This is a genomic window from Burkholderia sp. (assembly GCF_018375725.1).
Taxonomy (GTDB): Bacteria; Pseudomonadota; Gammaproteobacteria; order Burkholderiales; family Burkholderiaceae; genus Burkholderia.
On record NZ_JAHACR010000084.1, the window covers coordinates 1 to 14,114 of the forward strand.

At 66.2% G+C, this 14,114-nt stretch carries 16 protein-coding genes and 1 pseudogene; 6 read left to right on the plus strand and 11 right to left on the minus strand.

Annotation, left to right across the window (positions count from 1 at the left end):
* The first annotated feature begins 825 nt into the window (after window positions 1-825).
* The gene (locus tag KH616_RS11915; RefSeq protein ID WP_292244321.1) at window positions 826-2,145 is read left to right on the plus strand and encodes a cation:proton antiporter; all 1,320 of its coding nucleotides are present in this window, start codon (window positions 826-828) and stop codon (window positions 2,143-2,145) included.
* Window positions 2,146-2,149: 4 nt separating this feature from the next.
* Here the strand turns inward: KH616_RS11915 and ligD are convergent.
* The 4 genes and pseudogenes from ligD to KH616_RS11935 all read right to left on the minus strand — a co-directional run.
* Window positions 2,150-3,022, minus strand: a pseudogene (gene ligD / locus KH616_RS11920) (non-homologous end-joining DNA ligase); the annotation flags it as partial.
* A 136-nt stretch (window positions 3,023-3,158) separates the two neighbouring features.
* A complete protein-coding gene (locus KH616_RS11925; protein WP_292244322.1) occupies window positions 3,159-3,320 on the minus strand; it encodes a DUF1328 family protein in 162 nt (53 codons plus the stop codon).
* A gap of 168 nt (window positions 3,321-3,488) precedes the next feature.
* Window positions 3,489-3,800: a hypothetical protein gene (locus KH616_RS11930; RefSeq protein WP_292244323.1), complete on the minus strand. Its 312-nt coding sequence runs from the start codon at window positions 3,798-3,800 to the stop codon at window positions 3,489-3,491.
* Between the two features lie 139 nt (window positions 3,801-3,939).
* A complete protein-coding gene (locus tag KH616_RS11935) occupies window positions 3,940-4,254 on the minus strand; it encodes a hypothetical protein (protein WP_292244324.1) in 315 nt (104 codons plus the stop codon).
* Between the two features lie 183 nt (window positions 4,255-4,437).
* Between KH616_RS11935 and KH616_RS11940 the strand changes: the two genes are divergently transcribed.
* Complete coding sequence (locus KH616_RS11940) at window positions 4,438-4,620, plus strand: glycine zipper 2TM domain-containing protein (RefSeq protein WP_292244325.1); 183 nt, start codon at window positions 4,438-4,440, stop codon at window positions 4,618-4,620.
* A gap of 134 nt (window positions 4,621-4,754) precedes the next feature.
* Here KH616_RS11940 and KH616_RS11945 read toward each other — a convergent pair whose 3' ends face one another.
* The 6 genes from KH616_RS11945 to KH616_RS11970 all read right to left on the minus strand — a co-directional run bounded on the left by KH616_RS11945 (window position 4,755) and on the right by KH616_RS11970 (window position 10,652).
* On the minus strand, window positions 4,755-5,015 hold the full coding sequence (locus KH616_RS11945; RefSeq protein WP_292244326.1) for a hypothetical protein: 261 nt from the start codon (window positions 5,013-5,015) through the stop codon (window positions 4,755-4,757).
* A 45-nt stretch (window positions 5,016-5,060) separates the two neighbouring features.
* The gene (locus KH616_RS11950) at window positions 5,061-5,261 is read right to left on the minus strand and encodes a hypothetical protein (RefSeq protein ID WP_292244327.1); all 201 of its coding nucleotides are present in this window, start codon (window positions 5,259-5,261) and stop codon (window positions 5,061-5,063) included.
* A gap of 598 nt (window positions 5,262-5,859) precedes the next feature.
* The gene (locus KH616_RS11955; protein ID WP_292244328.1) at window positions 5,860-6,471 is read right to left on the minus strand and encodes a DUF4142 domain-containing protein; all 612 of its coding nucleotides are present in this window, start codon (window positions 6,469-6,471) and stop codon (window positions 5,860-5,862) included.
* 118 nt (window positions 6,472-6,589) lie between these two features.
* Window positions 6,590-6,982 (minus strand): BON domain-containing protein, encoded by a 393-nt coding sequence (locus KH616_RS11960; protein WP_292244336.1) that lies wholly within the window; start codon window positions 6,980-6,982, stop codon window positions 6,590-6,592.
* A gap of 201 nt (window positions 6,983-7,183) precedes the next feature.
* Entirely contained in the window at window positions 7,184-9,001 is a 1,818-nt protein-coding gene (locus tag KH616_RS11965; RefSeq protein WP_292244329.1) for an ATP-binding protein, read from the minus strand.
* A gap of 265 nt (window positions 9,002-9,266) precedes the next feature.
* Window positions 9,267-10,652 (minus strand): sigma-54 dependent transcriptional regulator, encoded by a 1,386-nt coding sequence (locus KH616_RS11970; protein ID WP_292244330.1) that lies wholly within the window; start codon window positions 10,650-10,652, stop codon window positions 9,267-9,269.
* A gap of 372 nt (window positions 10,653-11,024) precedes the next feature.
* Here KH616_RS11970 and KH616_RS11975 point away from each other — a divergent pair, with 372 nt between their 5' ends.
* Window positions 11,025-11,984: a sigma-54 dependent transcriptional regulator gene (locus tag KH616_RS11975; protein ID WP_292244331.1), complete on the plus strand. Its 960-nt coding sequence runs from the start codon at window positions 11,025-11,027 to the stop codon at window positions 11,982-11,984.
* A gap of 290 nt (window positions 11,985-12,274) precedes the next feature.
* Here the strand turns inward: KH616_RS11975 and KH616_RS11980 are convergent, their stop codons facing one another.
* Window positions 12,275-12,451 (minus strand): CsbD family protein, encoded by a 177-nt coding sequence (locus tag KH616_RS11980; protein WP_292244332.1) that lies wholly within the window; start codon window positions 12,449-12,451, stop codon window positions 12,275-12,277.
* A gap of 248 nt (window positions 12,452-12,699) precedes the next feature.
* On the opposite strand from KH616_RS11980, the gene KH616_RS11985 reads away from it, so the two are divergent.
* The 3 genes from KH616_RS11985 to KH616_RS11995 all read left to right on the plus strand — a co-directional run.
* Window positions 12,700-12,846 (plus strand): DUF3096 domain-containing protein, encoded by a 147-nt coding sequence (locus KH616_RS11985; protein WP_292244333.1) that lies wholly within the window; start codon window positions 12,700-12,702, stop codon window positions 12,844-12,846.
* A 215-nt stretch (window positions 12,847-13,061) separates the two neighbouring features.
* Window positions 13,062-13,334 carry a hypothetical protein gene (locus tag KH616_RS11990; protein WP_292244334.1) on the plus strand — a complete coding sequence of 91 codons (273 nt, stop codon included), beginning with the start codon at window positions 13,062-13,064 and terminating at the stop codon, window positions 13,332-13,334.
* A 34-nt stretch (window positions 13,335-13,368) separates the two neighbouring features.
* Window positions 13,369-14,114 (plus strand): AsmA family protein (locus KH616_RS11995; RefSeq protein WP_292244335.1); only part of this gene is annotated, 746 nt, incomplete at its 3' end.

Below are 14,114 nucleotides of genomic sequence, written 5' to 3' on the forward strand. Positions count from 1 at the left end.
CGGCCTCCGAGGAACCCGCCCGCGCGCACGCGCTGTCACGGTCGACTATGCCGTGACAGCGCGTGGTGTAAAAAAATTTCAAGCGGATGTAATACAGCACGCGTGTGGGGGCCAGGCACGTTCAGGGCGGACAGACGGCCTCGTCTATCGCGCCGCCGCTTTCGACCGTCAGCATGCCGGCCCCATCCGCGCAAGCGTCATGTCGGCGTCAATAGCTGCCCGATCCGCTACTGCCCGACCCCGTAGTGCCCGGCGAACGGACATCGCCCGTCCCGGTACCGGTCGCCCCTTCTGATCGGACTGAACCGCTCGAGCCGGCCGGCTTGCGTGTCGTCTGGCCGGCGCGGGGCTTCGTCCCCGGTTGCGGCGACGGCTGAACGACATCCGGCGGCGCGGTCATCGCCGGCGGCGTGGCGCCGGCGCTGTCGCTGGGGGGCTGAACGCTTTGCGCGTGCACGGGCGGCCCGAACGTCGACGCGACCGCGGCGCAGGCAAGCAGACACTGCGTGACGAATTGGGGAGTTGTGGCGAATTTCATGACATGTCCTCCGTTCCGACAGAATTCGAATCTCCTTTCACGCAAGCGTCGTTCCCGGCGCGGACGAATCGCCCGATCGCCCCGCTCACGATCCACCCGAATCCGCCGGAATCACGCAGCACCGGTTTCGGCAGGCACGCGAATTGCGGCGCAGGGTCGGTCTCCTTCTCATTCGGCGGTGCAGGCCGACGTGACTCATCCCCCGGCCATACCAGGCTTCCATCAATACGCCGCGTCGGGCCGCCAGTCCTGACGCCGGCCTGCAGACGCCGCTGCGCATACCGCTCATGCATGAAACGCTGTGGTACCTGATCGTCGGCGCGGTGCTGCTGGGCATGGGCGTCGCGACGTCAGCCCTGCGCGCGATGCCGTGCAGCACGGCAATGGTCTACCTGCTGCTCGGGCTCCTGCTCGGGCCGGCCGGCGCGGGCCTGCTGCATCTCGACCTCGCGCGGGACGCGACGCTGCTGCGCCAGGTCGTCGAGGTCGCGATGCTCGTGTCGCTGTTCGCAATCGGGCTGCGGCTGCGCGTGCCGCTGTCCGATCCGCTATGGCGTCTGCCGTGCCGGCTCGGCCTGCTCGGGATGATCGTCACCGTGCCGCTGTTCGCCGCGTGCGCGATGTTCGTGATGGGATTCGACTGGGGCACCGCGCTGCTGTTCGCGGCCATGCTCGCGCCGACCGACCCGGTGCTCGCGCATGACGTGCAGGTACGCGATCCGAACGACCGCGATCTCATGCGCTTCGCGCTCTCCGGCGAAGGCGGCCTGAACGACGGCATCGCGCTGCCGTTCGCGCTCGCGGGGCTCGCGCTATGCGGCGATCCGGCTGCGGCTCACACCCCGCCGCCGCTGTCGGCCGCCTTTGCGCTGAGCGCGCTGTGGGGCATCGCGGGCGCGGCCGCGATCGGCGGCGCACTCGGCTGGGCGACGATCCGTACGGTCGGCTGGCTGCGAACCCGGCACGCACAGGCGCTCGGCCTCGAATGTTTCTTCGCACTCGCGCTGATCGAGCTGTCGTTCGGTGTCGCGCAGTTCGCACACACGTACGGCTTCCTCGCGGCCTTTGCCGCGGGCGTCGCGATGCGACGTGTCGAGCACCGGGCGAGCGGCGGCCGCGCCCCGCACGAGGTCATCGGCAAGATCGATGCGGCCGATGTCGTCGAGACGCAACGGCATCCGGACAAAGCGCATGCGTACATCACCGAATCGGTGCTGGATTTCACGATCGAACTCGAAAGCATTGCGGAAGCGGTCGTCATGACCATGATCGGCGGCGTGCTCGCGACGCTTCCCGGCCCGCTGTTCACGTGGCGCACGGTGGCGCTGACCGCCATCCTGTTCCTCGCGGTGCGGCCGGCCGCCGTCGCGCTGTCGCTCATCGGCTCAAGCGCGACACCCACGCAGCGACGGCTGACGGCGTGGTTCGGCATTCGCGGTATCGGCTCGTTCTACTACCTCGCGTTCGTGATCGAGCACGGCCCGAGCGGCGTGGTGCGCCCGCTCGCCTCGCCCGTGCTCGCGATCGTGACGGCATCCGTGATCGCGCACGGCGTGTCCGCGACGCCGCTGATGAACTGGTATCACCGGCTGCAACGGCGGCGTTGAGCGGTCAAGCCGGCGCAAGCCGCGCACGCATGCGTGCGGTCACGCGCTGACGGACGTCGCGATAGCCGTCCCACGGATCGCCCGCGAGCCGGTCGAGCCGCGCACGCAGTGTACCGATCGTCCATTGCGCCGCGCCTGTCGTGCCGGGCAGCTCGTCCCAGCCGACCGGCACGGAGACGCTGATGCCGGGCCGCGCGCGCGCCGAATATGCGGCGACGGTGCTCGCGCCGCGGCTGTTGCGCAGATAGTCGACGAAGATCTTGCCGCGCCGGTTTTGCGGGCCCATCTTTGCAGTGAAGCGATCCGGCAGCACAGCGGCGACATGCTGCGCGAAGGCCTTCGAAAAATCCTTCACCTCGTCCCATCCGGCGTGACGCGTGATCGGCACGACAACGTGCAGCCCCTTGCCGCCGCTCGTCTTGCAGAACGACACGAGGCCGAGTTCGTCGAGAAGCCCGCGCAGCAGCTGCGCGGCTTCGATCACCGTCTGCCACGGCAACGCCGGATCGGGATCGAGATCGAGCACGAAGCGGTCAGGCCGTTCGATGTTCGTTGCGTGCGCGTTCCACGTATGAAGCTCGATCGCCCCCATCTGGGCGACGCCGATCAACGCATCCACGCTGTCGATCGTCATCAGCGGCCGATGGCCGGGATCGAGGCCCGGGCGCTGCGTGACGAACGGCATCTCGCGCTTCGTCGCATGCCGCTCGAAGAACAGCTCGCCGCCGATGTCGCCGGGCGCACGCACGAGCGAGACGGGCCGCCCCTTCAGATCGGGCAGCAGCCACGGCGCCACCCAGTCCCAATAGCGGACGAGATCGATCTTGCGCGCGCCGTGCTGCGGATCGAGCAGGCGGCCCGGGTGCGTGATGCGGACATGCTCGACGACGACCCGCGCCGTCGCACGATCGCCGTCGTCTCCGTCGGTCATCGTCGTTCTCCGCAAACTGCAGCGTCTCCCTGATAGCCTGTCGCGCGGACACCGACGCATCGCGATGCCCCGCATCGGATTCTCATCGTCGGATCACGCCGAACAGGAGCGTAAGCACGAATATCACGATGAAGATGAAGAACAGGATCTTCGCGATCTCGGCCGCACCCGCCGCGATCCCGCCGAAGCCCAGGACCCCCGCGATGATCGCGATGATGAAGAAGATGAGTGCGTAGTGCAGCATGAATCTCTCCTTTGAATGAAGGCAGTCAGGCATCGCGCGTCTGTTTCGGCTTGCCGCGCGCCGGCGCATTGCCGCCCCTCGGATCCGACCGGCACGATCCACTTCCGCCCATACACCGACAGCGCGCAACATCCGTGCCATCGGTGCCGTGCGACAGGCAGCATCCGCTCAGAACCGGTCGATATGAAAATCCCCGGCGTATGCGGTCGGGCTGCGCTGCGTCATCATCTCGGCGAATGCCGCTGCCATGTATTTCAGCGCCAGTCGTTTTTGTGCGATACCCCATTGTTCGAACGCGGCGAGCACGTCGACATCGAACGTCACGGTCACCGCCGCCGGATGCCCTCCGGCCCGGAATTCGACGAGCAGCACGTTGGCCGAGCACGCCTCGATATGGAACGGAATGCCGCGCGCCTCGAAATACTGCCCGAGCGTCTCGGCGATCTCGCGCTTGATGCCCGGCACGACACGAATACTCATCGCACACCTCCCGCCGTTGTACTGCCCTCCCGGCCGCGGACGGCAAGCGGCACCTGTCGTGCAGGTACGGACGAACCGACCGCGCGCCGTTGAAATCGCTACATCGACCGGTGCAAATCTTTCAACACGCGCGAGCGATTCACGCTTCGTAGGCAGCCAGCACGATCCACAGACAACGGCCTTCCTCGATCGCCTGTGCCGCAAGCGCGAAGTCGTCCGTGGGGCGGCTCGCCTGCTGCAGCGCGTGGCGCGCCGCCTCGGATCCGTTGAATACGCCGTGGCCGAGCCGCCGCACACGCATCTTGCCCGTGAACATCAGCCGGTCGGGCCGCGAAACCAGCGGCTCCTGCTTCCACATGCGAAATTTTTGCGCGACAGCCTTGAACTCACCGCCGCATACGTTGATTTCGTAATGCACCTGTCGAGTCTCTTGTGTCTGTTCCGGCGCTGTCATGTCGCCCTCCGGATCGAAGCGCCGTTGCATGCAGCGCCATGCAGGTCGAGCGGCAACCGCCATGCCCGATCCGGCATGCGCACATCGGGTCGGATTCGATAACAAACAGTGACAAAGAGGACGGGACACTTCTGATGATCGCCCGTCCAACTTTCATGTCCCAACACTCGACGGGAGATACGAATGAAACGGATGATCCAGCGGGTTTTCCTCAGCGTTTCCTTGTTGACGCTCGCTGCCTGCGGCACGGTTCTGGGTGCGACAGCGGGCGGTGTCGCCGGCCACGAGCTGACGCACGGCAGTACCGCAGGCACGATCGGCGGCGCAGCCGCAGGCGGGCTTATCGGCCACGCGATCGACCGATAACGGCGCATGACGCAGCGCGCCGGTTCTCGGCATATACATGGGGGAATGGCAACACGAATCCGCGTGCGATCGGCCCGATCACACGCGGATTCGTGTTCTGACGCGGCAACGGCCGCGACAGCCGGCAGGTTCGTTCAATACCGCGCGGGCGGCGCTGCCGGCGCGGGGCCCGCGTCACCCTTCGACGAACCCGGCATCGTCGTGCTGGCCGGAGGGCGAGGGTCATAGCGGGTATTCGCATCCGGCATGCTTGTCGGCGGCGGCACCGTGTTGCTCTGCTGCGTCATTCCCCCCTGCTGCGATGTGTGCGTCTGCATCCTGTCCGCGCACGCGGCCATGCTGCAGGCAGCGGCAATCGCGCACGCGCAGGTGCACCATGTCTGGATCAGTTTCATCTCGAGTCCTCCGCAAGAAACGGCCGGTCGCATCGGATCCGGTCGTCATGAAGATCCCGCATCGCGCCGGCCGGGCAACGCCGCGCCATCGTTCCCGCGCTCGCCGCCATGCGATGCGGGCGGCATGCGCACCGGCGGCACGCGTTGAGGCGGGTCGCCCTTCGGATGCCGATACGGCTCAGGCATATCCGGCGGCAGGTCATCATCGTCGTCCGGCGGAACCGGCTCGGGATCGACGTCTGGCATCGGTGGCTCGGGGCGGTGCAACGACAAGGTTTCGAGCTCCATCATCCATCTCCCCTTTGCGAATGCCCGGATCTTCCCGCAATCGGCATGCCGGCGGCGGTCGCGGCTCGTGATTGCCCCTCCTGGCGGGACGCCGCGTGCCAACCGGCCGCCATTCTTGCCGCCGACTTTGCAAGCCTTACATCGATCCGTGCAGATATTGCACAGCGGTTAGCCCGCGATTCACGTGACCCTTCGTTTCGGCGAACACCACACGTTGCGCCGACACGGCGAGGTTCGATGGTGGAGCGACAGGTTGGTCCGTGCATTCAACGGTCGGGACGCCTGGCAGCCCGTGTGTTCGCACGGCGCCGCGTCCAGATACCGCCTTGTCAGGATGTCATCCCAAGGGATCGCGCTTCGTCCGCAACACGGCTGGACGGCACGGCGCCGTGGCTCGTGGCATCGGCCCCGCATGGCGCAGATCGACCGGCGTCGTGCCGGCCCCCGCCACTGCACATCGCGCGGCGCGGCCGCGCGCCGGATCGTGCTGTCGCGGCGTCCCGCATTCGCGGGTCGCTGCAGCAAGGTAGCGGCGTCGGCGACAGCGGCGCGCGCGTCACTGCCCTTCCACCTTCCTTGCGACCTTCTGCGCCGCAGCCAGGTGGTGCTCGAGCGTCGGCAACGTACGCCCGGCAAATGCGCGCAGGTCGGGATCGTGACCGTTGCGCGCCTCGGCATCGAATAGCCGGATCGCCTCGCGGTGTGCATCCGGCCCGGCAACGGCCACGTAAGCGGTGTCGAATTCACGTCCGCTTTTGCTGCGCAGCGCGTCGACGTCGGGATCGACGATCCGCGCCGCCTGAACCGGCACGCCCTTCTGTGCGCCAAGCCGGCGCAGCTGGTCGTTGGTCTTGCCGTGGTCGTCGACCATGCGCCTCGCATATGCGCGCACGTCAGCGGACGGCGAGCGCTCCAGCGCAATCTGGCTCGCCTGCACTTCACGCTTGCCGGCCAGGCTTGCCCGGTCGACAAACTCGACGTCGATACCTTGGGGCCGCCGGGTGATCTGCGCATCGTCCGGTCCGGACGGCGGATTGACGAGGCCTTGCCACTCATGCGGCGTGTCGACGGACGGTGCGCCGCCCGGCATGCGTTGTGCGGATGTCGCCATCGGGAGGCTCATCGCGATGGCAGCGAGCCCTGCAATCATCAGGATGCTGGGTTTCATGGGGCTCCTCCTTTCGTGTCGTCCCTCGCGACGCCTGATTTCGTTTCGTCATGCGTGACGAAGCGGCCACCGACGCGCGTCGCTCAGGTTCACCGGCTGGCCGCGGGACTGTCTCCGCTCAATTCGGCCGTATCGTCAGTTGATCCTGCACGCCCTGCACGCCTTCGATCTGCTTTGCCGTGCTCACGGCAAGCTGGCGCTGGTGCACATCAGGCACGCTGCCGGTCAACAAGACGTTGCCGCGATTCGTCGTCACGTGAATGTCGCGGGACGACAGATCTTCCTTGCCGAAGAGCGCCGCCTTGACCTTGGCCGTGACCGTGGCGTCGCGAATCTGCGTGCCGACTTCCGATTGCCCCGACGCCGGGGTCGCCTCGTCGCCCGCCGCGGCAGCAGGAAGCGCCGCCGTTGCGCAGATCGCGGCAGCCGCGACGGCCACCTTCTTGCCGATTCGTCTCGCCGGATGACGTTTCAGCCATTCGGACCATGCTTGAAAACGTCTCGCGTTCATCGCAACCTCCTGTTCAATCCGGCGTCGCCGCCCGTTAACCGGGATGCCGCAATTGCCATGCCACGACGCAAACACCGCCAGCACGGCTGGCCGGGGCGGCCGCGCGGGTTCTTTTCGTGCACCGGGTTGCAATTTTTTCGGTGGGGCGTCGGCCACGGCACACATGCCGTCGAGACCGACCCCAGTTGCGGAAGCCGCCGGTCAGGTACTGTGACCGGCCACCTTGGCGATCGTGCGTGCGAGCGCCTGCACGTCCACTGGCTTGCAGAAATAGCCGTCGAAGCCCGCATCGAGCGCTTCGCGTTCGGCGGTGCGGTCGGCGTGCGCCGTGACGGCGAGCACCCGGACGTCCTGCATCTGCGGTATCGTTCCGCGGCGCACGGCGTCGAGCAGCCAGAAACCGTTGCCATCCGGCATCGCGAGATCGGACAGCACCACGGTCGGCCACATCGTCGCGATCTTCGCAAGCGCTTCGCGGCCCGACGCCGCCGCCTCCACCCGCGCGCCGAGCGTCGTCAGCGCGGCCGTGAGGCTCTCGCGGGTGGTCGCGTCGTCGTCGACAACCAGGATGTACTGGTCGTCGAGCGTCGTCAGCTCGCCGCCGCCCCGCTCCTGCTGGTGGACGGCCCACATCATCGCGCCGCTCGGCCGCCAGCCGGCCGGCAGCGTCACGGTGAACGTCGTGCCGCAATCGCGCCCGGCACTTTGCACGGCCACCGTTCCGCCGTGCAGCTCCGCGATGTGGCGCACGATCGACAGGCCGAGACCGAGGCCGCGCCGCGGCGAAGCCGGCGACTCGTCCGCACGCCGGAATGCCTCGAACACATACGGCAGAAAGCCCGGCCCGATCCCCTGTCCCGTGTCGGCCACCGTCAGCACCGCATGCTTGCCGTTCCGCGAGAGCCCCACCGTCACGCGGCCGCCTTCGGGCGTGAACTTGAACGCATTCGACAGCAGGTTCGACAGCATCTGGCGCAATCGCTCGCCGTCGCCGGACACCATGCAGGCGCCGAACATGCACTCCGTCACAAGCTGAATGCCGGCCGCCGCTGCGGTCGTGCGGAACGAGCCGGCGGTATCGGCGACGATCCGCGCGAGATCGACCGGCATCGGATCGAGCCGCAGCTTGCCGGTGGCGAGCGACGACGCGTCGAGAATGTCGCCGACCATTCGCGACAGCGAACGGGCGCTGCGGTCGATCGCGTCGATCGCCTGTTGCTGCAGGTCGCCGTCGCCGGAATGGCGCAGCACTTCGACCCAGCCATAGATCACGTTGAGCGGCGTCCGCAGCTCGTGCGACACGGTCGCGAGCAGCTCATCCTTGAGGCGGTTCGACATGTCGGCCTGTTGACGCGCGTCGCGCGCACCGCGCAGATAACGCTGTGCGCGGCGCTCCGCCCGGTGCTGTGCGCCGGAATCGCGAAGCGTCACGGATAGTGCGACGCCGTCGTGCTCGCCGTCCGGTACCGGGCACGCGCGGGCCGTCACGCGAAACCGGCCGCCGTCGCGATGCACGCAAAGCAGATCGCACGGCCCGGCCGTGTCGCGCAGCGGGCCGAATGCGTCGGCGACCGGATGGTGCCGCTGCCAGCGCGGCGCCATCAGCATCGCCGGATCGGCATCGCGTGCTTCGCGCGCGTCATAGCCGAACATCTGCTCCGCGGCCCGGTTCCAGTTGACGATCCGTCCATCGGCACCGAGGCCGAAGACCGCGTCCGGCAACGCATCGACGATCGCCTGCCATGTGCGGCTCCCGTCGTCGGCTTGTCCTGCCGTCGATTCATGTCCGCGCCGCCGGCTGCCGCTCACATAGACGTGATGGAACAGCAGCGCGACCGCGCAAACCGCCGCGACGGCGAGTACGGACGCGCCGAGCCGAACGAGCCATGGCGCCCCGTATGTGGCCGGATCGGGCAGGAACAGCGTCCAGACCAGTACGGCGCCGGATACGATCGCGATCGCCGCCAGCATGATGGCGATTGCGACATGTCCGGCGCGTTGCCGTGCAATCCAGGGCATCGCATCTCCTCCCGTCGCCGCTGATCGCGCGACAAAGACGGCCGACGTGCATCTCGCCGCGAGTCGGGCCGCATCGCTCGCGGTGCGCATCCAGTCCGATTTTCATCGGCCGGCCTGTTACAACCGGTTTCACAGACGCAAAATCCGTTCCCGCCACACGGCCGTGCAACGTCGTTGCCATTCACGCGTCCTTGATCGATCCGGCAGGCGCACGGTCTGCGCAATCCCGCGAGCGACGCGGGCCGCGCCAAGCACGGCGCCGGCATCACGGTTCCGGCTTGTCGTGACTGTCGGCCTCGTCGTCCGGATGCGACAGATAGGCGAGGCGGTTGTAAATGGTCTTCAGGCTGATGTCGAGCATGTCGGCGGCCTGGGATTTCACGCCGCAGCACCGCGCGATCGTGCCGAGAATGATGCGCCGGTCGACCTCCTCGAGCGACGTGCCGAACGGCACCGTAACGCAATCGCCGACGGGATCGCCGACGGCCGACACCTCGTCCAGGATCGGCGGCGGCAGCGTCGTGATCACGTCGCCATCGTTGAAGATGCTCGCGCGCTGCACGAAGTTGCGCAACTCGCGCACATTCCCCGGCCACGCGTAACTTTTCAGCGCCTCGAGTGCGGCCGGCGCGAAGCGCATCGCGCGGGTGCCTTCCTCGTTGAGCGCTTGCAGGAACGCTTCGGCCAGCATCGGAATATCGTCGCCGCGCTCGCGCAGCGGCGGCATGGCGATCGGAAACACATTGATCCGGTGATACAGGTCGGGACGCAGCTTGCCGCTCTCCATCGCCTCGGCCGGGTCGCGGTTCGTGGCCGCCACGATCCGCACATCGACGTCGATCTCGCGCACGGCGCCGAGCCGCGTGAACTGGCCCGTTTCGAGCACGCGCAGGAGCTTGGGCTGCGATTCGACCGGCATCTCCGTAATCTCGTCGAGAAACAGCGTGCCGCCGTCCGCGCGTTCGAAGTAACCCTTGTGCTGACGATCGGCACCGGTGAAACTGCCGCGATCGTGCCCGAACAGCTCGCTCTCGACGAGGTTCGCGGCAATGGCCGCGCAATTGATCGCGAGAAACGGCCCGTCGCGCCGCAGGCTCAGCGCATGGATCGCCTGAGCGACAAGCTCCTTGCCGGTGCCCGACTCGCCGGTCAGCAACACCGATGCCTCGGTGCCCGCCACGCGGCTGATCGCTTCGTACATGGCCTGCATCGGCGGCGAGGTGCCGAGCATGGCGCCGAAGCGGCCCGTCTGCCGCGACTCGGCACGCAGCGCATCGTTTTGCGCTTGCAGCGCGGCCTTGCGGGGCAGGCGCGCGAAGATGCTGTTGAGCCGCTGCACATTGATCGGCTTGATCAGATAGTCGGTCGCACCGCGGCGCAAGGCGTCGATCGCACTGTCGAGACTGGCGTAGCCCGTCGTCAGCACCATCTCGCACGGCGAACCCTGCGGCAAGGCGTCGAACAAAGCCATGCCGTTTCCGTCCGGCAGCACGAGATCGCACAGCACGAGATCCGGCGTGCGCGCAGCCATCCTCCCTCGTGCTTCTGCGAGCGTCGACGCGGTATCGCATTCGAGTTTCCTGGACCGAATGAGCGCGGCGAGCATGGCGCGCGTGTCGGCGTCGTCCTCGACGATCAGGATGTAGGCCATCGACACTCCAATGGAGGCGTCGCATGCCGCGACGATCGTTTCGCGATGCAATGCCATTCAGGAAATGGCTGGATCGGATGACCGACTCGATAGTCGATCGACGAGGCTCGGCGACCGGCCCGCGAAAAAATGCTTTCCTCGGAGCCATACGTACCTACAGTATAGGGAGCGCTTTTCCGCTTTCGACGGCTATCAGATATTTCTATCCGACCTTTTTGTCTGCACTGCAAGATTCAATTCACGGCTCGTACGGATTCACTATGCTAGTGACTGTCGAGACACGATCAGCGCGGCCACTTCACGATGGCAGCTTGCGTGAGTTCTTCCGGTGAATCGCTTCAATCCAGCGAGCCCTCGACGTCGAGGCATTGCATGGACGGAAGGCGTTTGTCCGGTCATTCCGGTGCAATCCGCACGTTGCTGCGCAAGATCGAAAAAATCGCAGCCACGCGCGCGAGCGTGCTGATCGTCGGCGAAAGCGGGGTCGGCAAGGACATCGCCGCCCGGCTGATGCACGACCTGAGCCCACGTCGTCGCGGCCCGTTCATTCCCATCAATTGCGGCGCGATTCCGCCCGACATCGCCGAATCCCAATTGTTTGGACACGAAAAAGGCAGCTTCACCGGCGCGGTGTCGCAGCACGTCGGATTTTTCGAAGCGGCGCGCGGCGGCACGGTGTTTCTCGACGAGATCGCCGAAATGCCGTGCGAATTGCAGGTGAAACTGCTGCGCGCGCTCGAATCGAATACGATCACGCGCGTCGGCGGCACCGATGCCATTCCGCTCGACGTCCGCGTCGTGACCGCCACGCATGGCGACCTCGCACAAGCGATCCGCGAAGGACGGCTGCGCGAGGATCTGTTCTATCGGATCGCCGTATTCGCACTGCATGTGCCGGCCCTGCGGCATCGGGAAGGCGATGCCGAGCACATCGCGCAGAATCTGATCGATCGCCTCAACGCACGCCATTGCACGCACAAGCGGCTGACGAGCAAGGCATTGCGGACATTGCGCACGCATTCATGGCCCGGCAACGTGCGTGAACTGCACAATACGATCGAGCGCGCGTTCATCCTCGCCGACGAAGAGATCGACATCCAGCCGACGCAGCACACGCCGCCACGCGAGGCCATCCGCGACGATGCGATGACGCTCCTGATCGGCGCGACGCTCGCGCATTCCCAGCAACACTTCATCGCCGCGTCGCTCAGGCATTTCAAAGGCGACAAGCCGCGTACCGCGAAAGCGCTCGGCATCAGCCTCAAGACGCTGTACAACCGGCTCGCGCTGATGCGCGAGGCTGCGGGGCGAACGACTGACGGCGCGGCATAGTCAGTCACATCGCGACATCCCCGCCGTGCACGAAGCGGTCGATGCCGAACCGCTCGCGTACGTTCCGTCGCGCCGCCGCGGTCACCGCGAGCGCAACCGTGCCTGCCGCTCCGGTGTCGACGATCCGTTTCTACAATCGATTGAAATTTTTCCGCAATGGCACAACGGCCTCGCACATCGCAGTACGCGATCCGGCATCACCTCACAGACATCGAGTCTGCCAACTGCCAGACCGCCGCTGACAAGCACGCTGCCGGTCATTGGATCCGCGCAGGCTCGACGTTCGGCCATTACGGCTGCTTCTTGACGCGCGCCTTCACATCGCCGAAGGACGCTTGTGTCTTGCCGACGACCTGTTCGGCCCTGCCCTTCAATCGGCTCGCCCGACTTCCTGCGACCTTGCCAACCGCTTCCCTCAGTTTTCCCTTTGCTTCCTTGATCCGACCTTTTACCTGATCCTTGTTCATGACACGGCTCCTTGACCTTGATGGATACCCGATTGATGGATGCATGGCCGACACGCTGCGCCGAATCTCGATGGCATGCCGCCACAGGCACGGCACTTGCCCGGGTTGAAGCGTTCGCGCTCGCAGACAGCGGACTGACGGCCGGCGTAGCAACCGAAGACTTGAAGCTCGCCGGACCCAAGCTGCCGTAGCGGGTGCCGGTGGAACAGCAGGCTGTGTCCGCCCATCGTCAATCTTGCGGAGGAAGCATGCACATTCTCACGAGCGCCGGCCCGCTGGTTTCGCTGATCGCCGGCGTGCTCATCCTCGCGGTGCCGCGCCTGCTGAATTACATCGTTGCGATCTACCTGATCGTCATCGGGCTGCTCGGGCTGTTCGGCGGTCACCTCCATTGAGTCGGCCTGACCGCCGGGACAGCAGGTTGCGAAAACACATCGGCCCCTTAGCGATCTTCATTCCCGACTCGACAAGTCGCGCGCCGCAGTCCCGCCCGCTTCGAAGCAGATTTCATGCCGCGGTGACGCGGCGGCCGCCCATCCCGGCACCGCGATATGCGAAACCTCGCCTGCATACGCACGTTCCGCCCCGATGCCCGGTCAAGGAGGCGCCTATGACCCGATTCGACCTGCTCTTCCATCTCGTGACAAGCCAGATCGACGCCCGCAAACGGATCGGTGAATGGCTCCCGCCCGACGTGCTGATCGCAAGCATGCATACCTGGATGTCGTGCCACGGGATCGAATATGACTGGCTTGAACGGCTCCGGATCGGTGCGGCATCCGTCACGTTCTCCCGCAACATCTACGACATGGCGACCGAGCGGACCGATCTGGCGCTCGAGCGCGCGTCGTGCGCGACCCGCCCCGGGAATGCAGCTTGCTGAATACCTGTCCGTCATGGGCAATCCGGAGTGAACCATGCGCATCGCACGCACGTTCGGCCACGCAGTCGCATGGCTTGCCGTGACCGTCGCGGTGATCGTCGGTGCGCTGGCAGTGTTTGTCGCGACGTTCGACTGGAACCGTGCCCGCCCGTGGATTGGCGACACGGTATCCCAGGCCATCGGCCGGCAGTTTTCGATCAACGGCGATCTGCGTGTGGACTGGCACCGGCCGCCGTACGAGCACGGTTGGCGTGCATGGGTGCCGTGGCCGAAATTCACCGCGCGCAACATCGTGATCGCGAACCCCGACTGGGCACGCGCGAAGGCATTCGCGACGCTCGATGCCATCAGTTTCGACATCGCCGCGCTGCCGCTGATCGACAAGCGCATCGTCATTCCGTCGATCCAACTCGCCAATCCGTCGGTCGATCTCGAACGCCTGAAGGACGGGCGCGAGAACTGGACTTTCAGACTGAAATCGCCCGGCGAGCCGCGCGTGTGGACGCTCGACCTGCACGACGTTGCATTCGTGAAGGGCAATGTCGCCTATTACGACGAATTCAAGCGTGCCGACCTGAAGGCAGTGATCGATACGCTCGGCCAGCCGATCCCGTTCGGCGACGTGCTCAGGCAGCAGCAGCAAACGTCGCTCAGGGAATCGGCGGACGTGGTGGGCAGCACAAACGCAACGAAGCTCAACGCGCAAGTCCACGCCAGGACCGCGCGCGGCGCTTCGGGCGCTTCGGGCGCTTCGGGCGCTTCGGGCGCTTCGGGCGCTTC

Coding starts and splice junctions, on each gene's coding strand:
- KH616_RS11965 (WP_292244329.1), bottom strand. CDS start 9,001: ATGCCCTGGATTGCACGGCAACGCGCCGGACATGTCGCAATCGCCATC.
- KH616_RS11985 (WP_292244333.1), top strand. CDS start 12,700: ATGCACATTCTCACGAGCGCCGGCCCGCTGGTTTCGCTGATCGCCGGC.
- KH616_RS11970 (WP_292244330.1), bottom strand. CDS start 10,652: ATGGCCTACATCCTGATCGTCGAGGACGACGCCGACACGCGCGCCATG.
- KH616_RS11915 (WP_292244321.1), top strand. CDS start 826: ATGCATGAAACGCTGTGGTACCTGATCGTCGGCGCGGTGCTGCTGGGC.
- KH616_RS11990 (WP_292244334.1), top strand. CDS start 13,062: ATGACCCGATTCGACCTGCTCTTCCATCTCGTGACAAGCCAGATCGAC.
- KH616_RS11935 (WP_292244324.1), bottom strand. CDS start 4,254: ATGACAGCGCCGGAACAGACACAAGAGACTCGACAGGTGCATTACGAA.
- KH616_RS11980 (WP_292244332.1), bottom strand. CDS start 12,451: ATGAACAAGGATCAGGTAAAAGGTCGGATCAAGGAAGCAAAGGGAAAA.
- KH616_RS11975 (WP_292244331.1), top strand. CDS start 11,025: ATGGACGGAAGGCGTTTGTCCGGTCATTCCGGTGCAATCCGCACGTTG.
- KH616_RS11960 (WP_292244336.1), bottom strand. CDS start 6,982: ATGAACGCGAGACGTTTTCAAGCATGGTCCGAATGGCTGAAACGTCAT.
- KH616_RS11950 (WP_292244327.1), bottom strand. CDS start 5,261: ATGCCAGACGTCGATCCCGAGCCGGTTCCGCCGGACGACGATGATGAC.
- KH616_RS11930 (WP_292244323.1), bottom strand. CDS start 3,800: ATGAGTATTCGTGTCGTGCCGGGCATCAAGCGCGAGATCGCCGAGACG.
- KH616_RS11945 (WP_292244326.1), bottom strand. CDS start 5,015: ATGAAACTGATCCAGACATGGTGCACCTGCGCGTGCGCGATTGCCGCT.
- KH616_RS11925 (WP_292244322.1), bottom strand. CDS start 3,320: ATGCTGCACTACGCACTCATCTTCTTCATCATCGCGATCATCGCGGGG.
- KH616_RS11940 (WP_292244325.1), top strand. CDS start 4,438: ATGAAACGGATGATCCAGCGGGTTTTCCTCAGCGTTTCCTTGTTGACG.
- KH616_RS11955 (WP_292244328.1), bottom strand. CDS start 6,471: ATGAAACCCAGCATCCTGATGATTGCAGGGCTCGCTGCCATCGCGATG.